This window comes from Serratia sp. SCBI (genome assembly GCF_000747565.1).
Lineage (GTDB): Bacteria > Pseudomonadota > Gammaproteobacteria > Enterobacterales > Enterobacteriaceae > Serratia > Serratia ureilytica.
The window spans coordinates 2,200,833-2,222,177 of record NZ_CP003424.1 but is presented as its reverse complement, the minus strand read 5'-3'; the positions used below and the strand labels follow the sequence as shown (position 1 = coordinate 2,222,177).

20 protein-coding genes are annotated in these 21,345 nt (G+C 59.8%); 9 read left to right on the top strand and 11 right to left on the bottom strand.

The genetic code is table 11. The annotated features are described in order from the left end of the window. Window positions 1-224 precede the first annotated feature (224 nt). The 9 genes from SERRSCBI_RS10415 (at window position 225) to SERRSCBI_RS10375 (ending at window position 9,165) form a co-directional block, all read left to right on the top strand. Complete coding sequence (locus SERRSCBI_RS10415; RefSeq protein WP_162493841.1) at window positions 225-1,085, top strand: pyruvate, water dikinase regulatory protein; 861 nt, start codon at window positions 225-227, stop codon at window positions 1,083-1,085. A gap of 196 nt (window positions 1,086-1,281) precedes the next feature. Next, the gene (locus tag SERRSCBI_RS10410; protein WP_033642899.1) at window positions 1,282-2,328 is read left to right on the top strand and encodes a 3-deoxy-7-phosphoheptulonate synthase; all 1,047 of its coding nucleotides are present in this window, start codon (window positions 1,282-1,284) and stop codon (window positions 2,326-2,328) included. 105 nt (window positions 2,329-2,433) lie between these two features. Continuing rightward, window positions 2,434-2,919 carry a glutathione peroxidase gene (locus SERRSCBI_RS10405; RefSeq protein ID WP_033642898.1) on the top strand — a complete coding sequence of 162 codons (486 nt, stop codon included), beginning with the start codon at window positions 2,434-2,436 and terminating at the stop codon, window positions 2,917-2,919. Window positions 2,920-3,090: 171 nt separating this feature from the next. Continuing rightward, window positions 3,091-3,273, top strand: coding sequence for a hemin uptake protein HemP (gene hemP, locus SERRSCBI_RS10400; protein WP_016927944.1), 183 nt, complete (start codon window positions 3,091-3,093; stop codon window positions 3,271-3,273). Between the two features lie 94 nt (window positions 3,274-3,367). Continuing rightward, entirely contained in the window at window positions 3,368-5,452 is a 2,085-nt protein-coding gene (locus SERRSCBI_RS10395) for a TonB-dependent hemoglobin/transferrin/lactoferrin family receptor (RefSeq protein ID WP_033642897.1), read from the top strand. Window positions 5,453-5,518: 66 nt separating this feature from the next. Beyond that, complete coding sequence (locus tag SERRSCBI_RS10390; RefSeq protein WP_042784357.1) at window positions 5,519-6,556, top strand: hemin-degrading factor; 1,038 nt, start codon at window positions 5,519-5,521, stop codon at window positions 6,554-6,556. Next, on the top strand, window positions 6,553-7,383 hold the full coding sequence (locus SERRSCBI_RS10385) for a hemin ABC transporter substrate-binding protein (protein WP_042784356.1): 831 nt from the start codon (window positions 6,553-6,555) through the stop codon (window positions 7,381-7,383). The genes SERRSCBI_RS10390 and SERRSCBI_RS10385 overlap by 4 nt, the downstream gene beginning before the upstream one ends. Beyond that, on the top strand, window positions 7,383-8,387 hold the full coding sequence (locus tag SERRSCBI_RS10380) for an iron ABC transporter permease (RefSeq protein WP_042784355.1): 1,005 nt from the start codon (window positions 7,383-7,385) through the stop codon (window positions 8,385-8,387). The genes SERRSCBI_RS10385 and SERRSCBI_RS10380 overlap by 1 nt, the downstream gene beginning before the upstream one ends. Further along, window positions 8,380-9,165: a heme ABC transporter ATP-binding protein gene (locus SERRSCBI_RS10375; protein WP_033642893.1), complete on the top strand. Its 786-nt coding sequence runs from the start codon at window positions 8,380-8,382 to the stop codon at window positions 9,163-9,165. Before SERRSCBI_RS10380 ends, SERRSCBI_RS10375 begins: the two co-directional genes overlap by 8 nt. Window positions 9,166-9,202: 37 nt before the next feature. Here the strand turns inward: SERRSCBI_RS10375 and SERRSCBI_RS10370 are convergent, their stop codons facing one another. The 11 genes from SERRSCBI_RS10370 to arnB form a co-directional block, all read right to left on the bottom strand. Beyond that, entirely contained in the window at window positions 9,203-10,645 is a 1,443-nt protein-coding gene (locus SERRSCBI_RS10370) for a protein adenylyltransferase SelO (RefSeq protein WP_042784354.1), read from the bottom strand. Window positions 10,646-10,890: 245 nt separating this feature from the next. Next, the gene (locus SERRSCBI_RS10365; RefSeq protein WP_033642891.1) at window positions 10,891-11,622 is read right to left on the bottom strand and encodes an EAL domain-containing protein; all 732 of its coding nucleotides are present in this window, start codon (window positions 11,620-11,622) and stop codon (window positions 10,891-10,893) included. A gap of 511 nt (window positions 11,623-12,133) precedes the next feature. After that, window positions 12,134-13,147 (bottom strand): lipoate--protein ligase A, encoded by a 1,014-nt coding sequence (locus SERRSCBI_RS10360; protein WP_042784353.1) that lies wholly within the window; start codon window positions 13,145-13,147, stop codon window positions 12,134-12,136. 59 nt (window positions 13,148-13,206) lie between these two features. After that, window positions 13,207-13,671 (bottom strand): NlpC/P60 family protein, encoded by a 465-nt coding sequence (locus SERRSCBI_RS10355; protein WP_016927954.1) that lies wholly within the window; start codon window positions 13,669-13,671, stop codon window positions 13,207-13,209. 176 nt (window positions 13,672-13,847) lie between these two features. After that, window positions 13,848-14,240: a 4-amino-4-deoxy-L-arabinose-phosphoundecaprenol flippase subunit ArnF gene (gene arnF / locus SERRSCBI_RS10350; RefSeq protein WP_033642888.1), complete on the bottom strand. Its 393-nt coding sequence runs from the start codon at window positions 14,238-14,240 to the stop codon at window positions 13,848-13,850. Further along, window positions 14,237-14,581, bottom strand: a complete 345-nt coding sequence (arnE, locus tag SERRSCBI_RS10345) for a 4-amino-4-deoxy-L-arabinose-phosphoundecaprenol flippase subunit ArnE (RefSeq protein WP_033642887.1) — start codon at window positions 14,579-14,581, stop codon at window positions 14,237-14,239. The genes arnF and arnE overlap by 4 nt, the downstream gene beginning before the upstream one ends. Continuing rightward, on the bottom strand, window positions 14,578-16,242 hold the full coding sequence (gene arnT / locus SERRSCBI_RS10340; RefSeq protein ID WP_033652452.1) for a lipid IV(A) 4-amino-4-deoxy-L-arabinosyltransferase: 1,665 nt from the start codon (window positions 16,240-16,242) through the stop codon (window positions 14,578-14,580). The genes arnE and arnT overlap by 4 nt, the downstream gene beginning before the upstream one ends. After that, complete coding sequence (gene arnD / locus SERRSCBI_RS10335; RefSeq protein ID WP_033652453.1) at window positions 16,239-17,144, bottom strand: 4-deoxy-4-formamido-L-arabinose-phosphoundecaprenol deformylase; 906 nt, start codon at window positions 17,142-17,144, stop codon at window positions 16,239-16,241. Before arnD ends, arnT begins: the two co-directional genes overlap by 4 nt. Beyond that, window positions 17,141-19,123: a bifunctional UDP-4-amino-4-deoxy-L-arabinose formyltransferase/UDP-glucuronic acid oxidase ArnA gene (arnA, locus tag SERRSCBI_RS10330; RefSeq protein ID WP_033644264.1), complete on the bottom strand. Its 1,983-nt coding sequence runs from the start codon at window positions 19,121-19,123 to the stop codon at window positions 17,141-17,143. Before arnA ends, arnD begins: the two co-directional genes overlap by 4 nt. Next, entirely contained in the window at window positions 19,123-20,103 is a 981-nt protein-coding gene (arnC, locus tag SERRSCBI_RS10325) for an undecaprenyl-phosphate 4-deoxy-4-formamido-L-arabinose transferase (protein ID WP_033642884.1), read from the bottom strand. The genes arnA and arnC overlap by 1 nt, the downstream gene beginning before the upstream one ends. Continuing rightward, complete coding sequence (gene arnB, locus SERRSCBI_RS10320; protein WP_042784352.1) at window positions 20,090-21,265, bottom strand: UDP-4-amino-4-deoxy-L-arabinose aminotransferase; 1,176 nt, start codon at window positions 21,263-21,265, stop codon at window positions 20,090-20,092. Before arnB ends, arnC begins: the two co-directional genes overlap by 14 nt. Window positions 21,266-21,345: the final 80 nt, after the last annotated feature.

Genomic DNA, 21,345 nt, shown 5'->3' with positions numbered 1-21,345 from the left:
TTTTAAACTTCTGTTTTAATGACCGCGCAAACGCTACCGTTTTTGGTGAAAATAACGGCAAACTCGCGCTTCAGGTGGAAAAGCGCCGCTGGGCCGCACTTTTTATGGCCGCTAATCGCGCTTTCCGCCTGCGCCGCCGCATGGCGGTTTATCGCCCCGCCGTCACAATTTTTTCTCTCGCCCCTTTACCGACGGATCGTCTGCGGCCCATGATATTGACAGTGATGACAGCAGGAACACCGTTTTCAGGTAAGGAGCCTCGGGTGGAAAGAAGCGTTTTTTATATTTCGGATGGTACGGCGATCACCGCCGAAGTGCTGGGACACGCGGTGCTGTCGCAGTTCCCGGTCACGGCGACCACCTTTACCCTGCCGTTTGTCGAAACCGAGGCCCGCGCGCGCGCAGTTCGCCAGCAAATCGATGATATTTACCATGAAACCGGCGTGCGCCCGTTGGTGTTTTACTCCATTATCTCGCCGGAAGTGCGCGATGTGATCGTCCAGAGCCAGGGCTTCTGCCAGGATATCGTGCAGGCGCTGGTCGGCCCGCTGCAGGGCGAGCTGGATGTGGAACCGACGCCTGTGCCGAACCGCACCCACGGCCTGACCGCCAGCAATCTCGGCAAGTACGACGCCCGCATCGCCGCCATCGACTATACCCTGGCGCACGATGACGGCATTTCGCTGCGCAACCTCGATCAGGCGCAGGTGATCCTGCTCGGCGTCTCGCGCTGCGGCAAAACCCCCACCAGCCTCTATCTGGCGATGCAGTTCGGCATCCGCGCCGCCAACTACCCGTTTATCGCCGACGATATGGACAATTTGCATCTGCCGGCCTCGCTGAAACCGTTTCAGCATAAATTATTCGGCCTGACCATCGATCCGGAGCGCCTCGCGGCGATCCGTGAAGAACGGCGCGAAAACAGCCGTTACGCCTCCTTGCGCCAGTGCCGCATGGAAATCGCCGAGGTCGAGGCGCTGTTCCGCAAAAACCAGATCCGCTACCTCAACACCACCAACTATTCGGTCGAAGAGATCTCCACCAAAATCCTCGATATCCTCGGCATGAGCCGCCGCATGTTCTGATCTTTCCCTGCGGGGCCATCGCGCCCCGCCGCCTGCCGTTTATTTCAGCAGCAGCTGATTTTTTTGTGCTTTTTTTCGCGGCTTTGATCAACAGAACGCAATCTCTACGGTTGAATTCAGCGCTTTTTGCGTTATTGTGATCGCCATCACTTCCCGGCGCTCCTGCCGCAGAGAAGAACAGTTTCCAGGGAACAACATGCACAAAACAGATGAACTGCGGACCGCGCGCATCGACAGCCTCGTCACGCCGCAAGCGTTGGCGGATAAGCTGCCGATCTCGGCGGCCGTCGCCGATAACGTGACAGCGTCACGTAAACGCATTGAAAAAATCCTTACCGGTGAAGACCGCCGCCTGCTGGTGGTGATCGGCCCCTGCTCCATCCACGATCTCGACGCCGCCGTCGATTACGCCGGCCGGCTGAACGCCCTGCGCGAACGCTACCAGGATCGCCTGGAGATCGTGATGCGCACCTACTTCGAAAAACCGCGCACCGTTGTCGGCTGGAAAGGCCTGATCTCCGATCCGGCACTGGACGGCACCTTCCAGGTCAACCGCGGCATCGAAATGGCGCGCCGCCTGCTGCTGGAGGTGAACCAGCTCGGCCTGCCGACCGCCACCGAATTCCTGGACATGGTCGTCGGCCAATACATCGCCGATCTGATCAGCTGGGGCGCCATCGGCGCGCGCACCACCGAAAGCCAGATCCACCGTGAAATGGCCTCGGCGCTCTCCTGCCCGGTAGGCTTCAAAAACGGCACCGACGGCAACACCCGCATCGCCATCGACGCCATTCGCGCGGCGCGCGCCGGGCACATGTTCCTGTCGCCGGACAAACATGGTCAGATGACCATCTACCAGACCAGCGGCAACCCGTACGGCCACATCATCATGCGCGGCGGCAAAACGCCGAACTACCACGCCAGCGATATCGCCGCCGCCTGTGACAGCCTGCGTGAATTCGATCTGCCGGAGCACCTGGTGATCGACTTCAGCCATGGCAACTGCCAGAAGATGCATCGCCGTCAGTTGGAAGTGGCCGACAATGTCTGCCAGCAGATCCGCGCCGGCTCTGCCGCCATTACCGGCGTGATGGCGGAAAGCTTCCTGGTGGAAGGCACGCAGAAAATCGTCGCCGGCCAGCCGCTGACCTATGGCCAGTCGATCACCGATCCTTGCCTGAGCTGGTCCGACAGCGAACAGCTGCTGGCAATGCTGGCGGATGCCATCGATAGCCGCTTCTAGCCTATCGCAGGCCGGGGCCACGCCCCGGCTTTATCTCCCCTGTTTCGCTCATCTATACTGATCGCAATCCTTTAATACCCGCCGCAACGCACTGGGAGCCCCGGCATGATTCACTCTCTGTTATCCATCCCCTGCGTCACGCTGCAGGGCGAGCAAAAAACGCTGGGCGATTTCCCGGCGCGCGCTTACTTGGTGGTCAACACCGCCAGCAAGTGCGGCTTCACCCCGCAATACCGCGGGCTGGAAAATTTGTGGCAATACTATCGCGAACGCGGGTTGATGGTGCTCGGCTTCCCTTGCAACCAGTTTGGTTCTCAGGAGCCGGGCAGTCCGCTTGAGATCGCCAATTTTTGCAGCCTCAACTACGGCGTCAGTTTCCCGCTGTTCAACAAAATAGAGGTCAACGGCCCCGGCGCCCATCCGCTGTTCAACGAACTGAAACGCCTGGCGCCCGGCATTCTGGGCAGCCGCCGCATCAAATGGAATTTCACCAAATTCCTGCTCACCGCCGATGGTCAACGTGTCACGCGCTTTGCGCCGATCACCAAACCTGAGCGTCTGTTCGACCGTATCGAAACCCTGCTGAAATAATCCCTCTTTTTTACGGGCCGAGCGCGTTCGGCCCGTCGCCGGATGTCCGTTCGGCAAAAAGGTTCCATCGGTAAGAAAATTTTCCTTGATGTAACCTTTCCATCACATGATAATGATTCTCAATTTGATATTAATTACCATTTAATGGTCTGTTTTATAAGCACAAAGATGATGGATACTGCCAACACGCCAACTCCCGCCGCCGCGGCCCCGACCGAGCACAGCGCAAACGCGCCGCCCAGCTACGACAGCGCACAGCTGCTCGGCGCCGACGGCATCGCGTTCATTACCCATCAGGGCCAGCGCTATCAACTGCGGCAGACCAAGGCAGGGAAATTGATCCTGACCAAATAACCACAGCATCCTCAAACGCCAGCCACCCCGATCTTGTGATCCAGGCAGCCAGCAAATCTATTGATATGTTTCATTACATACGGAGAGTTGCACCATGCCTCTGACATTTTCCACCCGGCTGCGTTTTTCCGCGTTGAGTCTGGCGATTGCCTGCGCTCTGCCTACGGTGGCCTTGGCACAAAACACCAGCACGACCCCCTCTTCTTCCCCCGCGACGCCGGCCAAAAAAGCCAAAGCCGCTGACGAAACCATGACCGTGGTCGCCACCGGCAATCAGCGCAGCAGCTTTGAAGCGCCGATGATGGTGACGGTCATCGAAGGCAGTTCGCCGGAAAGCCAAACTGCGGGGACCGCTGCCGATATGCTGCGCCGCGTGCCGGGTATTACCGTCACGGGCTCCGGCCGCAGCAATGGGCAGGATCTCATGATGCGCGGTTACGACCGACGCGGCGTGCTGACGCTGGTCGACGGCATCCGCCAGGGCACCGATACCGGCCATATTAACGGCACATTTTTAGATCCTGCGTTGGTGAAACGCATCGAAATCGTGCGCGGCCCTTCTGCCCTGCTGTACGGCAGCGGCGCGCTGGGTGGCGTAGTGTCTTATGAAACTGTCGACGCCGCCGACCTGCTGTTGCCAGGCCACGACAGCGGGTTCCGCGTCTACGGCACCGCCGGCAGCGGCGATCACAGCTTGGGCATGGGCGCCAGCGCCTACGGCAAGACCGATAACCTCGACGGCCTGCTGTCGTTCGGCACCCGCGACGTCGGCAATCTGCGCCAGGGCAATGGCTTCGATGCCCCCAACGACGAAACCATCAACAACGTGCTGGCCAAAGGCACCTGGAAGATCGACGACAACCAGTCGCTGGGCGGCAACCTTCGTTACTACAACAACAGCGCCCAAGAGCCGAAAAACCCACAAACGCCAGCCAGCTCCGCTGGAAACTTAATGACCGATCGTTCGACGATCCAACGCGACGCGGCTCTGAGTTACAAACTGAAGCCGGTCGGCCAGGATTGGCTGGATGCTGAAGCGAAAGTGTATTACTCGGACGTGAAAATTAACGCGCACGCCAGCGGCAGCGAAGATGAAGCGCGCAAACAAACCACTAAAGGCGCCAAACTCGAAAACCGCACACGCCTGTTTGCAGATACTTTCGCTTCGCACCTGCTGACCTACGGCACCGAGGCTTACAAACAGGAGCAAACGCCGGGCGGAGCGACCGAAAGTTTCCCGCACGCAAAAATCAACTTCGCTTCAGGCTGGCTGCAGGACGAAATCACGCTGCGCGATCTGCCCGTCACCCTGCTCGCCGGCACCCGCTATGACAATTACAAGGGCTCAAGTGACGGCTATGCCGATGTGGATGCGAACAAATGGTCCTCACGCGGCGCAGTCAGCATTACCCCCACCGACTGGCTGATGCTGTTCGGCTCCTATTCTCAGGCGTTCCGCGCACCGACGATGGGTGAGATGTACAACGACTCCAAACACTTCTCCATCCCAATGGGGCCTACCACCATCACCAACTATTGGGTGCCGAACCCTAATTTGAAACCGGAAACCAATGAAACTCAAGAGTACGGATTTGGCCTGCGTTTCGACGATCTGCTGCTCGCCGATGATAGCTTGCAGTTCAAAGCGAGCTATTTCGATACCAAAGCCAAGGATTACATCACAACCGACGTCACCATGGAGCTGGGACGCGGCCCGCGCGGCCCTTACTGCATCAGTTGCACCACCTTCTCGACCAATATCGATCGCGCAAAAATCTGGGGATGGGACGCTACGCTCAGCTATAAAACCTCTTGGTTCGGCTGGGATTTGGCTTATAACCGCACCCGCGGCAAAAATGAAGCGACCGGTGACTGGTTGAGCAGCATCAATCCGGACACCGTCACCAGCTCGCTGGATGTGCCGCTGGGCGAAACCGGTCTGTCCGCCGGTTGGGTCGCCACCTTCGCCGAACGCGCCACCCGCGTGCAGACGGGGACGCCGGAGCAAGGCGGCTACGGGGTTAACGACTTCTATCTGAGCTACAAAGGCCGCGACCGTCTGCAGGGCGTCACCACCACCGTGGTGCTGGGCAACGCCTTCGACAAAGAGTACTACTCGCCGCAGGGCGTCCCGCAGGATGGCCGCAACGCCAAACTGCTGGTCAGCTACCAGTGGTGATCATTTGACTATCTGGCGGACATCCGGTGTGTCCGCCATTCGCATCACAGCGCAGGAGAATCCCGCATGAGCAACACCCTGTACGAACGTTACCAACAGGCTAAAATCGACCATCCCGGCAAATACGCCCGCGATCTGGCGGCGATCCTTGGCGTCAGCGAAGCGGAACTGACGCACGCCCGCGTTGGCCACGACGCTCGCCGCCTGCAGGCCGACGCCCGCACGTTGCTGACCGAACTCGAGCAAGTGGGCGTCACCAAGTCCATCACCCGCAACAGCTATGCGGTGCATGAGCAGATGGGCCGCTACCGCAACCAGCACCTCAACGGCCACGCCGGGCTGATCCTCAACCCGCGCGAGCTGGATCTGCGCCTGTTCCTCAACCACTGGACCAGCGTCTTCGCCATGAGCGAAACCAACAAGCGCGGCGTGCGCCACAGCATTCAGTTCTTTGACCCGCAGGGCGATGCGCTGCACAAGATCTACACCACCGAGGAAACCGATCTGCCGGCCTGGATGGCGCTGGTGGAACGCCACCTGAGCGAAGAAAACCCGGCGCTGGCGCTGCAGCCCGCCGAGGCGGCCACCTCCGATGAAGCCACGCAGGATCAGGCCAAAATCGACGCTGAATGGCGCGCGATGACCGACGTGCACCAGTTCTTCCAGCTGCTGAGCCGCAATAAGCTGACGCGCCAGCAGGCCTTCCGCGCCGTCGGCGACGATCTGGCCTATCAGGTGGACAACAGCGCGCTGTCGCAACTGCTGGAGGCGGCGCAGCAACAGCAAAATGAGATCATGATCTTCGTCGGCAACCGTGGCTGCGTGCAGATTTTCACCGGCCAGATCGAACGCTTGATGCCGCAGGAAGGCTGGATCAACGTGTTCAACCGCCGCTTCACGCTGCACCTGATTGAAAACGCCATCGCCGAAAGCTGGATCACCCGCAAACCGACCAAAGACGGCATCGTCACCAGCCTGGAGCTGTTCGCCGCAGATGGCACGCAGATCGCGCAGCTGTATGGCCAGCGCACCGAAGGCCAACCGGAACAAACCCAGTGGCGCGAGCAGGTCGCCGCGCTCGCCGCCAAGGACATCGCCGCATGAAATCCTCCTTGATCCGTCGCCTGGCGTTGATGGTGACGCTGACGCTGCCGCTCACCGCCGCCGCCGCGCAGCGCATCGTCTCGATCGGAGGCGACGTGACGGAAATCGCCTTTGCGCTCGGCGCCGGCGACGACGTGATCGCCCGCGATAGCACCAGCCTGCATCCGGAAGCGGTGAAAAAGCTGCCGGACGTCGGCTACATGCGCCAGCTGAACGCCGAAGGCATTCTGGCGCTGAAACCGACGCTGGTGCTGACAACCGAGCTGGCGCAGCCGGCGCTGGTGCTCAAACAACTGGCGGACAGCGGCGTCAAGGTCGTCAGCGTGCCGGGTGACACCACCCTGCAGGCGGTGCCGAAAAAAATCGCCGCGATCGCCGCCGCGCTGCAGCGTGATGAGCAAGGCAAGCAGTTGAGCGAGCGCTATCAACAGCAGTTGGCGGCGGTCGATACCACTCCGCTGCCGGTCAAGGTGCTGTTTGTGATGAGCCACGGCGGCATTACGCCGATGGCGGCCGGGCAACACACCGCCGCCGACGCGGTGATCGCCGCCGCCGGACTGAAAAACGCCATGCAGGGTTTTGACCGCTACCGTCCGCTGTCGCAGGAAGGCGTCATCGCCAGCGCGCCGGATCTATTGCTGGTCACCACCGACGGCGTACGCACCCTCGGCGGCGAACAGCAACTGTGGACGTTGCCGGGTCTGGCGTTGACGCCGGCAGGCAAGCAGCGTCGCGTGCTGATCGTCGATGACATGACGCTGCTGGGCTTCGGTCTGGAAACGCCGGCGGCGCTGGCCAAACTGCGCCACTCGGCGGAGCAAAAGTAATGCGCTGTCGCACCTCACCTCAGTTAGCCATCATCGGCCTGCTGGTGCTGCTGACGCTGCTGGCGCTGGTCGCCGCTAACCTGGGCGCGCTCACGCTGTCGTTTGGCACCCTGTGGCGCGAACCCTTTAGCGACGCCGCCTGGCACATCTGGCTCAACATTCGTCTGCCGCGCGTGCTGTTGGCGGTGGTGATCGGCTGTGCGCTGGCGGTATCCGGCGCGGTAATGCAGGGGCTGTTCCGCAATCCGCTGGCGGATCCGAGCCTGCTGGGCATCAGCAGCGGCGGCGCGCTGTTTGTCGCGCTGTTCATCGTGATGCCGCTGGCGTTGCCGGTGACGATCGCGTTGTATGGCCACATGCTGGCGGCGTTCCTCGGCAGCCTGCTGGTATCACTGCTGATCTACGGCATCAGCCGCAGCGGGCACGGCAATCTGTCGCGGCTGCTGCTGGCGGGCATCGCGATCAACGCCCTGTGCATGGCGGCCATCGGCGTGCTCTCCTACATCAGCAGCGATCAACAGCTGCGCCAATTCTCGCTGTGGATGATGGGCAGCCTCAGCCAGTCGCAATGGCCGACGCTGGCCGTTTCCGCCTCGCTGATCCTGCCCACGGTGCTGCTGACGCTGCTGCAGGCGCGTCGTCTGAACCTGTTACAGCTGGGGGACGAAGAGGCACACTACCTCGGGGTGAACGTTCAGCGCGCCAAGCTGCAGCTGCTGCTGTTGAGCGCCCTGTTGATCGGCGCGGCGGTGGCGATGAGCGGCGTGATCGGCTTCGTCGGTCTGGTAGTGCCGCATCTGGTGCGCATGCGCCTCGGCGGGGATCACCGCTGGCTGTTGCCCTGCTCCGCCCTGGGCGGCGCCTGCCTGTTACTGGTCAGCGACACGCTGGCGCGCACGCTGGTGGCGCCGGCCGAAATGCCGGTGGGATTGATGACCAGCCTGATCGGCGGCCCTTACTTCTTGTGGCTGGTGATGCGCCAGCGGGAGCGAACCGGTGGATAACGCCGCCAACCTCACGGCCCGGGAGCTGCGCTACAGCCTCGGTACGCGCCGCTTGATCAACGATGTTTCGCTCAGCCTCGCCGGCGGTGAAATGGTGGCGATTATCGGCCCTAACGGCGCCGGCAAATCGACGCTGCTGCGTTTGCTGACCGGCTATTTGACGCCGGACTGCGGCGAATGCCGGCTGCTTGGCCGCCCGCTGGAACACTGGGCGCCGCAGCAGTTGGCCAAAGTCCGAGCCGTGATGCGTCAATACAGCGATCTGGCGTTTCCCTTCAGCGTGGAAGAAGTGGTCAGCATGGGACGCGCGCCGCACGGCAAACGCGACGAGCACCAGGCGATCCAACAGGTGATGGCGCAGACCGATTGCCTGGCGCTGGCGCAGCGCGACTATCGTCAGCTGTCCGGCGGCGAACAGCAGCGGGTGCAACTGGCGCGGGTATTGGCGCAGCTGTGGCAGCCGCAGCCGTCCCCCGCCTGGCTGTTCCTCGACGAGCCGACTTCGGCGCTGGATCTTTACCACCAGCAGCATACCCTGCGCCTGCTGCGCTCGTTGACGCGCCAACAGCCGCTGGGCGTCTGCTGTGTGCTGCACGATCTCAATCTGGCGGCGCTGTACGCCGACCGTATCCTGCTGTTGCATCAGGGGCGCCTGGTGGCGAGCGGCACACCGCAGGAAGTGTTGCAGACGGAAATCCTCACCCGCTGGTACCAGGCCGATCTCGGCGTGATTCATCATCCCGAAGTGTCGTTGCCGCAGGTCTATCTGCGCCAATAAAACGTTCAAGGGCGCCATGAGGCGCCCTTTTTTCATCTCAGCTGGAGCAGGAAATCTCCAGATGTTTGCCCCAGTCCGGCGGCAGCGCGGCGAGATCGTCATACTCCGGCGCATCGTCGAACGGCCGCAGCAAGGCCTGATGCAACCGCTGCAAACGGCCGACGTCGTCTTTCTCCGCATCCTCAATCGCTTGCTGGGCCAGGTAGTTGCGCAGGATCAGCCGCGGGTTCACCGCCTTCATCGCCCGTTGTCGCTCCGCGTCGCTGACCTGCTCCTGCTGCAAACGCTGACGATATTGCTGATACCAGGCGTCGAAGGCCGCGCGGTCGATAAACTCATCGCGCAGCGGCGACTGCGCCTGTTGCTGTTCTGTTTCGCTCAACAGGCGGAACGTGCGGGTATAGTCCCGCCCTTCCTGGGCCATCAGGCTCAACAGGCCGGTCAGCACGTCGTTATCCTGCGCCGTCGGCGTGAAGAAGCCCAGTTTGGCGCGCATCTGTTCGCCATAGGCGCGCATCAACGCCGGTTCATATGCCGCCAACGCCTGCTGCAGCTGTTCGGCAGTCATCAGCCCCGACAAAGTTTGCGCCAGGCGATGCAGGTTCCATAACGCCACCGCCGGCTGATTATCAAAGGCGTAACGCCCTTGATGGTCGGAATGGTTACAGATATAGCCGGGCTGATAGTCATCGAGGAAGCCGTAAGGGCCGTAATCGATGGTGATGCCGAGAATCGACATGTTGTCGGTGTTCATCACGCCGTGGGCGAATCCGACGGTTTGCCAATGGGCGATCAGGCGCGCCGTGCGTTCGACCACGTCGGTAAACCACAACAGGTAACGATCGGCCTGATCCTGCAACTGCGGCCAGTGACGGGCGATGACGAAATCCGCCAGCTGCCGCACCTGCTCCGGCTGTTTGCGGTAATAAAAGTGTTCGAAGTGACCGAAACGCACATGGCTTTCCGCCACCCGCAGCAGCATCGCGCCGCGTTCCGGCTGCTCGCGGTATACCGGTTGTTGACTGGTGACAATAGTTAACGCACGCGTGGTGGGGATCCCCAGATGGTGCAACGCCTCAGAGGCCAGAAACTCGCGGACAACCGAACGCAGCACCGCGCGGCCATCCCCCATGCGTGAATACGGCGTCAGCCCGGCGCCCTTCAGGTGCCAGTCGCGGTGACTGCCGTCCGCGAGGACTTGTTCGCCCAGCAAAATGCCGCGCCCATCGCCCAGTTGCCCGGCCCAGACGCCGAACTGGTGGCCACTGTACACCTGCGCCAACGGCTGCATGCCCGGCAGCAGCGTTTCCCCCGCCCAAATCGGGGTTTTATCCTGAGTAAACCAACTTTCATCCAGCCCCAGCTCGCGCGCCAGCGGCTCACTGTGGTACAGCAGGCGCGCATCCTTGAGCGGCGTCGGGTTCAGGGCGGTGTAAAAACCGGGTAATTGTTGATAGTAAGCGTTATCGAATTGCGGCATAGGCCCTCCGTTTCAGCGTAGTGTAGAGCCTGAACGGGAGGATTAACACCGAAGGAATGCAGGGAGAACGCATCCGCCTGTCGCCAGAACGGATGCGGGAGGTTTCGCGTGAGGAAACGCGCTGAACGTCGGCTGACAAACGCGGTTATCAGCAAAAACGTGGGTGAATAACGGCGACTGAATCACGCTAAACATCACCCCGTCGCTTATTTACCTCATTGTGTGTAGTTTTTTTGTATCACTTCTTAATTATTGAACTCGCTGGGCATCGCCAGCAAAGCTTGCAGATTATCCACACCAACGCTGGGCCATAAAAAACCTTGCAGGCCTAAAACACCGGCGTATCTGAGTTTATTAAAGTACTCTTTTTTCTCTATTCCTCCGACGATCACGCCTTTACACAACAGGTTGATATTCTTTAACAACGAGTCGATGACCACGTCATACCCCTGATGGGTAAACAGCTGCCAGTAAAAACGCTTGTCTATCTTTACGTAGTCAAACAAACCATCGTACAACGCGGTCAGCGTGGCTTTACCGGAACCGAAATCATCGAGCCACAGCGTAAACAATTCGCTTAATCGCCGCACGCTCGTATTGTTCTTTCCGGCAGAAAGATTCGGAAAACTCTCACTCATTTCAAATGCAATAAAAGGATATTGCCGGATCCTCTGGCACAAGGCCGGATCGGAAAGAATAAGCTCGACGATGGTTTCTTCGATATTGATGGTCAACTGCACGCTGTTACCGGTAAACCAGGCCGCATGCTGCTCCGCCAGTCTCAATTGCTCATTAAATAACTCAATCCTTTGTTCAGGCGCCAATAAATTAATCCCAATTTCGGCCGGCATGGCTAAATCACCGTCGAGACTGTTGAAACGGCTCAACATTTCCACCGCCAACAGCCCGCCCTCCATTGAGTAAACAGGTTGAAAAACATAGCTACTAATAAAGTCAGCTTCGAGTTGGATGTTCATTTTAATGCCACAGGATGAATGGCTAGCGTATCATCGTATATCAATATATTTTATCGATCAATCCTTCTGGGATTAATCGGAAATATCAATGCAAATGCTCGTAAAATATCATTTAATTGATAGATTAAAGCTATACGACAATCGCGAACGGCGCAAAGAAAAGCAGCCGCACTTATGCCAGTTTTCTCGTTCGGCGCGTGATGCGAAAAGATATTTGGCTTAAGTGGAATGGATTTGAGGTCAAATTTGACTTATCTCCTTTGTTTTAATTAAGAAAAATCCTAAATAAAGTAAAATAATCTTTCTGACTTAACGCCAATTTTTCCGGCCGTTAACGATGACTGATTAAATTTAATAACGCATCAATTCCGCCCGTTATTCGCAGCATTGAAAACCTGAAAAAATGCCCACCTTGATTTTCAGAAAATCTGCGCTACGCCCAGCGAAACGTCGCTTTCAGCGATAAAAAAAGGGATGAGCACGCTCATCCCCTCGCAGCCAGACCGCCCGGCTAGCGGATGGTATCGCTCAGCCATTGCCGCAGCTCGGTCAATTCAGCCGCCTGTTGCGGATAGGCCGCCACCAGGCGGTCGCAGCAGGCGGCGACGGGCTCACTGCGGTACGCGCAGCCCACCAGCATGTCCGCCAACCGCTGTAGCGGAGCCGGATTCAGGCTGTCGGTGAATACCTGCGCACGAACAATTCTCCCCTTCTCGACATCGAAGAACAGGTCCACGCCGCCCCAGACGAAGCGTTCATTTAGCAGATGGCTGAACGCTGGCGCCTTGCCGAAATTCCATTCCCAACTGCTCTGTTTGGCGAACTGCGCGGCAAAATCGGGCAGATCAGGGAATACATCCGGCGAAATGATCTCCGGCTCGGCCGTCTCGCCATAGTGGGCGAAGAAGGCCTGCACGATCGCCTCACACACCTGCTCATGGCTGATGCCCGGCAAAAACTCCGCCAGGTTGGCGACGCGCGAACGCACCGAGGTGATGCCCTTGGCCTGCAGTTTTTTGGGATCCGGATTGAGGTAGTCCGCCAGCCGCTCAAGATCGGCATTCAGCAACAGCGTGCCGTGGTGGAAACCGCGATCCTGCGTTTCGCGATAGGCGGAGCCGGATATTTTGCGCGGCCCATCGGCAGTTTCCATCACCAGGTCATTGCGCCCCGATGCGCCGGCCGTTACGCCCAACTGCCGCAGCGCTTGCAGAATGATGTTCGTGGAGACGCTTTTATCGTACCCCGGCTTGCCGGCCATAAAGGTGAAACAGGTGTTGCCCAAATCGTGGAATACCGCCCCGCCGCCGCTGCTACGCCGCGCCAGCCGAATGCCATCCTGTTCCATACGCCGGGTGTTGCACTCTTTCCAGGGGTTCTGCGACTGGCCGATCACCACCGTTTCGGCATTGCGCCACAGGAAGAGGATTTTTTGCGTGGTCATTTCGCGGAAGATGCACTCTTCCACCGCCAGGTTGAACCAGGGATCGTAGGAGTCGGAGATCAGTAAACGCAAACTGTTCATGGCAGGCACCGTTCAAAACACGTGATGCCGCCATGATACACCAAATCAACGGGTTAAGGCTAAATGCGCCGCGCCTGCCAGTACACCCGTTTCCAGTAAACGTTATCGAGCGAGGAGCGGATCACCCCGCGACTGGTCGAAGCGTGGATAAATTGGTCGTTGGTATCGTAAATGCCGACGTGCAGACCGTTCTCACCGCCGCCGGTTTTGAAAAACACCAGATCGCCCGGCATCAGTTCGTCGCGCGAGACCTTGGTGCCCAGCGAGGTTTGCTCTTCGGTCGAACGGGGCAGCTGCATATCGAAGCGATCGCGGAACGTGCGGTAAACAAAGCCGGAGCAATCCACGCCGCCGCGATCCAGGCCACCGTAACGGTATGGCGTGCCGTACCACTGGCGCAGTTGTTCATTGAGCTGAGCCACCACCACGATAGAATCCGCCAGGCGGCCGCTGGGTGGCGGCGCATGGCTGCTGCAACCGGCGAGGATTAAACTGGCTAATAAAAACCACACACGCATCCGCATAATATCCCTTCATTGAACACGTTGCCGCATTATGCCATTCGGTACACCACTACACTGCCTGCGAGGCAAAGCCGGCACCACGTAAGGAAAGCGCTATTTCGCGTTAATTTATCTCCCGCACGGGGAAAAAGGCAAGCGCCATGAGGGAGATAATAGCAGGATCGCCGGTTTTGGCCCTATTGCGGCGATTTGGTCTCGGATTTGCTGTTAATCAGCCAGACGCCGAACAGAATAAACAGCGTGCCCAACGTTTTCAGCAGCGTAGCGGATTCGTTAAACCACGGCAGGATCACCGCCGCCAGGTAAACCAGCGCATAGCTGACGCTCAGCAGAGGATAAGCGCGGTTTAACGGCAGATGGCGCAGCGCAAAGAACCAACACAGCATCGACAGCGCATAGCCAAAGATGCCGCCGCCCACCGCCAGCAGCGGCAGCCAGTAGTCGCCGATCAGCGTCAGCGAGACGTCGGCGAACGACATCAGCGGGATCTGAACCATGCCCCACTTCATCAGCAACTGCGCCAGCGTCACCAGCAGTACGCTGGCAGCGCCCCAGGCATAGCCCTTCATGAATGCACGCTCATCAGCAGGATCCCCAGCATAATCGACGCCACGCCACACCAATGGCGCGCGGTCGTCGGCTCATGAAACAGCCAGCGCGCGGCCAGCGTCACCATCACGAAGTTAAGGCTGAGCATCGGGTAAGCCAGGCTGAGCGGCAGGCGTTGCAGCACATTAAGCCACACCGCCATGCCCAGCCCCAGCAACAGCACCGCCAGCGCCAGCCAACGCAGCGTCTGCTTGAGCCGCGCCTCGTCCGCCCGTTCCCAGCAGTGCGCCGCCTGCTTCTGGCACAGCTGCCCACCACAGGTGAGCAGACTGACCACTATCACCAACAGAAAACCGATCATGGTTGCTGTTTATACCACATCAGCACCAGACGGTTCATGCGATCCACCTTGTCTGCGGCAGGCAGTTCCTGCGGCAGCGCTTCGCCGCGGGAGAGCTGCAACACCAGCGACACATTCCCCTGCTTGCGCGCCTGCGCCAGCCACTGCGGGAAGTCGGCGTCGCTGATCAGGTGCCCTTTGGCGTCCGGATACTCCAGACCATAGGCCACCTCGCCTTTCTGGCTGTACATCAGCACGTCGCTGCGCTTGAGTTCCCAGGCCAAGCCGGCCGCCACCCCGACGCTGTCGGTCAGCACGTAACGGCTGTCGCCCAGTTCGGCCATCGTGGCGCGGGCGAAGTTCTGCGGCAGTTTGGAATCGGTCACCTGCTGCGGAATCGCGTAACCGATCACCAGGCACAGCAGCACCGGGCAAGCGGCCGCCCAACGCCATTGGCGGCCGTTATCGCGCGCGGAGACCAGCGCGAACAGCAGCCAACCGCCGAACGCGATCAGGCCGAGCACCACTTTCGGCCACTCCTGCGGAGTAAACAGATGCGCTTTCGGCAGCAAACCGGAGCTCAACACCACCAGCGCCACGATGCCAATCAGCCCGAACAGGCCGTTCAGCCAGGCGTTGGCCTTAAACAGCCTGGCGCGCAGCGTGGCGGCATAGTCTTCCGCATAGGCGGTCATCAGCAGCGCCAGCGGCGCCATGCACGGCAGAATATAGGTCGGCAGCTTGCCTTTGGCGATGCTGAAGAAGATCAGCGGCATCATCGCCCAGCTCAGCAGGAAGAACAGCTCCGGGCGCTGCACGCGTTCGCGCCAACCTTTGAGCAGCGCGCCGGGCAGCAGCGCCAGCCACGGCAACACCGCCGCCAGCAGGATCGGCAGGTAATACCAGAATGGCGCCTTGTGCTGGGCGTTATCTTCGGCGAAGCGCTGAATGTGTTCGACCCAGAAGAAGTAATTCCAGAAATCGGGCTCACGTTGCGCGATCGCCAGCGCCCACGGCAGGCTGAGCAACGTGGCGGTCACGATCGCCACCGGGCCGTAGCACAGCAGATCCTTGATGCGACGTTGCTGAATGACAATCGGGATCACCGCAATCACCGGCACCGCCAGCGCCAGGAAGCCCTTGGTCATAAAGCCCATGCCGCAGGCCAAGCCCAGCAAGGCGTAGGCACCCAGCTTGCCTTTGACCGAGGTGGCTTTCAGCGTCAGGTAATAGCTGACCATTGCCGCCGCCAGCCACAACGAAATCATCGGATCCAGCACGCTGTAAGTGCCGATGCTGAACACCAGCACCATCGACAGGAACATCAGCATCGCCAGGCTGGCGCGACGCGCATTACGCCACATCAGCATCGCCAGCGCGAACACCAGCAGCGCGGTCATGCCGGTGCTGAACACCGAGCCGAACCGCACCGCAAAGTTGTTTTCCCCGAACAGCCACTGGCTGATGTTATTAAACCAGTATCCCGCTACCGGCTTCTCGAAATAGCGCAGCCCCAGCAGGTGCGGCACCACCCAATCGCCGCGTTGCAGCATTTCACGGCTGATCTCGGCATAACGCGTTTCATCCGGCTGCCACAGCAGGCGACCGTTAAGCGGGATCAGATAGACCAGAGCAAAAAAAACGGCCAGCAGAATGGCCCAGGATCCTTTTAGCGCCTTCATGTAACGTCCTTCACATCGGTTTGACAGCCCAGCCAACCTTCGCGGCCGGGGAAAGGAGCGCGCTTGATGCGGCCCAACGGCAGTGACGCCAAATCTTGCGGTAACAGCGCGCTCAGCGGGCAGAATTCGATGCCCTGCTGCCGTGCGCGTTGCAATAACTGTTCGAACATCGCCGCTTGCGACATGCCTTCCACTTCGGTGTGAATGGTGTACACCGGTACGCCGCGATCGTTCTCGATGGCGCGCAGAATGTAGTCGTTAAAGTCGGCCATGCTGACTTCGCTGCCGATCACTTCGTCGAAGGTCGGCAACGTCACCGGGATCTGCACCGTACCGTGACGCCCGTCGCTCAGCACCGGACGGAACGGATGGGTGCCGCGGCAATCGCTGTTGTAATGGAAGCCGAAGCGCTGCTTGACCTCCAGCACGCGCGTGTCGGCACGCCACCCTGCTACGGCGGAGCATTTCACCGGCTGGCCGGTGCTGGCGCTCAGGGCATCGACGCCCCGCTGCACCTGTTCGGTCAGCTGCGCCTCGCTCCATTTGCCGACGTTGGCCTGCCATCCCTGGTGATCCCAGGCGTGCAGCCCGACTTCATGGCCGGCTTCGGCGGTGCGCTTCATCAGCGGCCCCAGCGCGCGTGAAATGTTGCGCCCCGGCCACGCGGTGCCGGCCAGCAGAATATCCAGGCCGTACAGCGAAGCGGCGTTCGAGCGCAGCATTTTCCACAGAAATTTCGGACGCAAAAGGCGCCAAAGATGGCGCCCCATGTTGTCCGGTCCCACGCTGAAGAAGAAGCTGGCCTGAATGTCGTACTTTTCGAACAGGTCCAGCAACTGCGGCACCCCTTCACGGGTGCCGCTGAAGGTATCTACATCAACCCGCAGACCGACTTTCTTCATGCATCGTTCCCTTCCTGAACGGTAGTGCGCAGGAAGTAGTCCAGCGTATCGGCGACGGTTTGCTTCATCTCGATGGTCGGCTGCCAGCCCAGCAGGCGGCGCGCGTTCTTGATGCTCGGCGTGCGGTGCTCGACGTCCTGGTAACCTTTACCGTAGTAGCTGCTGCTCTCCACGTCCTTGAAGCCGGCAAACGGCGGGAAGCGGTCGCGCAGCGGGTGGTTGTTGAAGCTTTCCAGCAGCATTTCCGCCAGCTCGCGAATGCTCGCTTCGTTGGTCGGGTTGCCGATGTTGACGATCTGGCCGTCACACAGGCCGTCGCGGTTCTCAATGATGCGGAACAGCGCTTCGATGCCGTCGTTGATGTCGGTGAAGCAACGCTTCTGTGCGCCGCCGTCCATCAGTTTGATCGGCGAACCTTCTACCAGGTTGAGGATCAGCTGGGTGATGGCGCGGGAAGAACCGATGCGCGCGGCGTCCAGGTTATCCAGACGCGGCCCCATCCAGTTGAACGGACGGAACAGCGTAAACTTCAGGCCTTCTTTGGCGCCGTAAGCCCAGATCACCCGATCCAGCAGCTGTTTGGAGACCGAGTAGATCCAGCGTTGTTTGTTGATTGGCCCGACGATCAGACGCGAATGGTCTTCATCGAACTCTTTGTCGTCGCACATGCCGTACACTTCGGAGGTGGACGGGAAGATGATGCGCTTGTTGTATTTCACGCAGTCGCGAACGATCTTCAGGTTCTCTTCGAAGTCCAGCTCGAACACGCGCAGCGGGTTACGGGTGTATTCGATCGGCGTCGCGATCGCCACCAGCGGCAGCACCACGTCGCATTTCTTGATGTGATACTCGATCCACTCGGAGTGGATGCTGATGTCGCCTTCCACGAAGTGGAAGCGCGGGTTGTCGAGGAAGCGGCTGATGGCGTCAGAGCCGATATCCAGACCGTAGATGTCGTAACGATCGTCGCGCAGCAGACGCTCGGTCAGGTGGTTGCCGATGAAACCGTTGACCCCGAGGATCAGCACGCGAGTGCGGCGTTTCATCACGGCGTTAGGCTTGGCGGCCAGACGCACGTCGGTGACGATGCCCATTTCCTGCGCCAGGCGGCTGCCCTGCACGTACAGGCCACTTTCGTTCTGCCCGGCGACGATTTCCAGCGCGCCTTCGCCACAGGCGATGACCAGCGGGGCGGTGCTCAGCACGGTGCCCGGTTGTTTATCGTGTTGGGTATCCAGCACGCGGGAACGCCAGACGATCAGCTTGCGCTGGCCGAGGTAGCTGAATGCCCCCGGGTACGGTTCAGTGACGGCGCGCACCAGGTTGTTGATCTCTTTGGCGGATTTGTGCCACAAGATCTCGCCGTCCGCCGCGGTGCGGCGCCCGAAGTAGCTGGCCTGAGACTCATCCTGCTTGGTAAAAGTGGCGGTGCCGTTCTTCAGCTTCGGCAGCTGCTCTTTCAACACGGCCTGTGCGGCTTCCAGCACTTTTTTGTGCAGTGTCAGCGCAGTGTCGTTGTCGGCGATAGCCACTTTCTGCTGGCCCACGATGTCGCCGGCGTCAGGGCGTTTCACCATTTTGTGCAGGGTGGCGCCGGTTTCGGTTTCGCCATTCACCAACGCCCAGTTCACCGGCGCGCGACCACGGTAGCGCGGCAGCAGCGAACCATGCAGGTTGAAACCGCCCAACGGGGCCAGCGACAAGATCTCGTCGCTCAGCATGTGACGGTAGTAGAACGAGAAGATCACGTCCGGCTGCAGTTCGCGAATGCGATCAACCCACAGCGGGTGGTTCACGTCTTCCGGCGCATAGACCGGCAGATCCAATTCGGCGCCCAAACGGGCCACGGAGGAGAAGAAGTTGTTCTCACCTGGGTCGTCGGTGTGCGTGAACACAGCCTGCACGTCATAACCCGCCTCAGTCAGCGCTTTCAGACCTGCGCAGCCAATATCATGGTAAGCAAATACAATAGCTTTCATCATTCTTCTTCCTGAGTATTGTGGTCTTGCTGTACGCCGACCACTTTCTGAACAAAATAGCGAGGACGTGCGCGCACGTCGGTATAGATGCGGCCGATGTATTCACCCAGTAGCCCCATGCCGACAAACTGGGCGCCGATAAAGGTGAACAGGACGGCGAAAAGCGTGAACACGCCGCCGGCGGCCCATTCAGGACCGAGCAGCAGACGCAGCGCGATCAGCACCAGCGCCAACACGAACCCGGACAGCGCCACGATACTGCCGACCACGCTGAGCAAACGCAGCGGCGTAGTGGTCAGACAGGTGATCAGGTCATACATCAGGTTGATCAGCTTCATCAGGCTGTATTTGGAGTCGCCGAACTCGCGCTCGGCGTGACGCACGTCGATCTCGGTCGTGCGACGGGCGAAGGTATTCGCCAGGATCGGGATGAAGGTGCTGCGCTCATGACAGTGCAGCATCGCCTCAACGATATGACGACGGTAGGCGCGCAGCATGCAGCCGTAGTCCCCCATCGATTTGCCGGTGGCGCGTTGAATCATCATGTTGATTACGCGCGAAGCGCTTTTGCGGAACCAGGAGTCCTGACGGTTGGCGCGCACGGTGCCCACCACGTCATAGCCCTCTTCCGCCACGCTGACCAGCCGAGGGATTTCCTCCGGCGGGTTCTGCAGATCGGCGTCAAGGGTAATCACCAGATCGCCGGTCACCTGATTGAAACCGGCCATGATCGCTGAGTGTTGGCCATAGTTGCGGTTAAGCAGGACGGCAATCACGTGACTGTCCGGCTTTTCGGCCGCCGCGGTCAGCATGTCAGCGGAGTTATCGCTGCTGCCATCGTCGACGAGAATGATTTCATAAGGTTGGGATAACTGCTTACAGGCGGCGGTAGTGCGCTCCAGCAACGCAGGCAGGCTTTCCTGCTCGTTGTATACCGGGATGACTATCGACACTTTTTTGATCGGTTCAACGCGAGACACGTAAAGACTCCACAACAGAAGACAAGGCATTGACCACGCGATCCACATCGGCGTCGGTCATATCAGGGAATAGCGGTAAGGTGCACAGCCGCGCCGAGTTCCATTCGGTATTCGGCAACGACAGCTGCGGATAGCGCTCACGGTAGAATTTCTGGGTGTGCGCGGCACGGAAATGCAGCCCGGTGCCGATGCCAACCTCTTTCAGGCGCTCCATCAGCTGGTCGCGATCGAGGCCGCAGCGCTCGGGATCGACGCGCACCATAAACAGATGCCAGGCGTGGTCATGCGGATAATCCGGCACGCCCAACGGTTGGAACGGCGAGCCCAACGGTTGGAACGGCGAGCCTTCCAGCGCGCTCAGGTAGCGCTGCGCCAGCGCCTTACGGCGCGCGTTCAGCTCGGCGAAGCGCGACAGTTGCACCACGGCGATCGCCGCGTGAATGTCTGACAGGTTGTATTTGTACCCCGGCTCCACCACTTCGGCCTGCGGTTTGCGGCCCAGCTGCTGGCGATCGAAGGCATCGACGGCCAGGCCGTGGAACTTCAGGCAACGCAGGCGATCCGCCAGCGCATCGTCGTCGGTGGCGATCAGGCCGCCTTCGGCGCAGGTCACGTTCTTAATCGCGTGGAACGAGAAAATCGCCGTGCCGCGCGCGCCGACCCATTCGCCGTTGTAACGCGTGCCGACCGCATGGGCGGCGTCTTCGATTAACGGCAGACGATGGCGTTCGGCCACGGCGCGCAAAGCGTCCATCTGCAGGGGGGCGCCGGCATAATGCACCGGAACAATCGCTTTGGTTTTCGGGGTGATGGCAGCCTCAACGTCGGCGGCGCTGACCATCAAGGTCTCACGGTCAACGTCGATCATTACCGGCGTAGCGCCCAGCAGTTCGATCATGTTGAGGGTGGAAACCCAGGTTTGCGAAGGGGTGATGACTTCATCGCCGGGCCCCACGCCCAGCGCCATCAAAGTGATGTGCATGCCCGCTGTGGCGGAACTGACGGCGATGGCGTGCTTACAGCCGAAGGTGGAACAGAAGTCGCTTTCCAGTTGCTGATTTTGCGGGCCGGTGGTGATCCAACCGGAACGCAACACTTTCTCTACCGCGGCGATTTCTTCATCGCCGATGGCTGGACGAGAGAAAGGTAAAAATTGATCCATAGTTAACCCCAAACGTATCGAACTGCTTTTGATGACACTGTAAATCCCTTTCGTTTAACGAATATTAAACGCCAGAGAAG

Excerpts from the sequence above, each read along its gene's own strand:
- arnE (WP_033642887.1), bottom strand. The coding sequence starts at position 14,581 with ATGATCGGTTTTCTGTTGGTGATAGTGGTCAGTCTGCTCACCTGTGGT.
- SERRSCBI_RS10380 (WP_042784355.1), top strand. The coding sequence starts at position 7,383 with ATGCGCTGTCGCACCTCACCTCAGTTAGCCATCATCGGCCTGCTGGTG.
- SERRSCBI_RS10365 (WP_033642891.1), bottom strand. The coding sequence starts at position 11,622 with ATGAACATCCAACTCGAAGCTGACTTTATTAGTAGCTATGTTTTTCAA.
- hemP (WP_016927944.1), top strand. The coding sequence starts at position 3,091 with ATGGATACTGCCAACACGCCAACTCCCGCCGCCGCGGCCCCGACCGAG.
- SERRSCBI_RS10385 (WP_042784356.1), top strand. The coding sequence starts at position 6,553 with ATGAAATCCTCCTTGATCCGTCGCCTGGCGTTGATGGTGACGCTGACG.
- SERRSCBI_RS10415 (WP_162493841.1), top strand. The coding sequence starts at position 225 with ATGACAGCAGGAACACCGTTTTCAGGTAAGGAGCCTCGGGTGGAAAGA.
- arnF (WP_033642888.1), bottom strand. The coding sequence starts at position 14,240 with ATGAAGGGCTATGCCTGGGGCGCTGCCAGCGTACTGCTGGTGACGCTG.
- SERRSCBI_RS10370 (WP_042784354.1), bottom strand. The coding sequence starts at position 10,645 with ATGCCGCAATTCGATAACGCTTACTATCAACAATTACCCGGTTTTTAC.
- SERRSCBI_RS10395 (WP_033642897.1), top strand. The coding sequence starts at position 3,368 with ATGCCTCTGACATTTTCCACCCGGCTGCGTTTTTCCGCGTTGAGTCTG.
- SERRSCBI_RS10390 (WP_042784357.1), top strand. The coding sequence starts at position 5,519 with ATGAGCAACACCCTGTACGAACGTTACCAACAGGCTAAAATCGACCAT.
- SERRSCBI_RS10355 (WP_016927954.1), bottom strand. The coding sequence starts at position 13,671 with ATGCGGATGCGTGTGTGGTTTTTATTAGCCAGTTTAATCCTCGCCGGT.
- SERRSCBI_RS10360 (WP_042784353.1), bottom strand. The coding sequence starts at position 13,147 with ATGAACAGTTTGCGTTTACTGATCTCCGACTCCTACGATCCCTGGTTC.
- SERRSCBI_RS10405 (WP_033642898.1), top strand. The coding sequence starts at position 2,434 with ATGATTCACTCTCTGTTATCCATCCCCTGCGTCACGCTGCAGGGCGAG.
- arnD (WP_033652453.1), bottom strand. The coding sequence starts at position 17,144 with ATGAAGAAAGTCGGTCTGCGGGTTGATGTAGATACCTTCAGCGGCACC.
- arnA (WP_033644264.1), bottom strand. The coding sequence starts at position 19,123 with ATGAAAGCTATTGTATTTGCTTACCATGATATTGGCTGCGCAGGTCTG.
- arnT (WP_033652452.1), bottom strand. The coding sequence starts at position 16,242 with ATGAAGGCGCTAAAAGGATCCTGGGCCATTCTGCTGGCCGTTTTTTTT.
- arnB (WP_042784352.1), bottom strand. The coding sequence starts at position 21,265 with ATGGATCAATTTTTACCTTTCTCTCGTCCAGCCATCGGCGATGAAGAA.
- SERRSCBI_RS10410 (WP_033642899.1), top strand. The coding sequence starts at position 1,282 with ATGCACAAAACAGATGAACTGCGGACCGCGCGCATCGACAGCCTCGTC.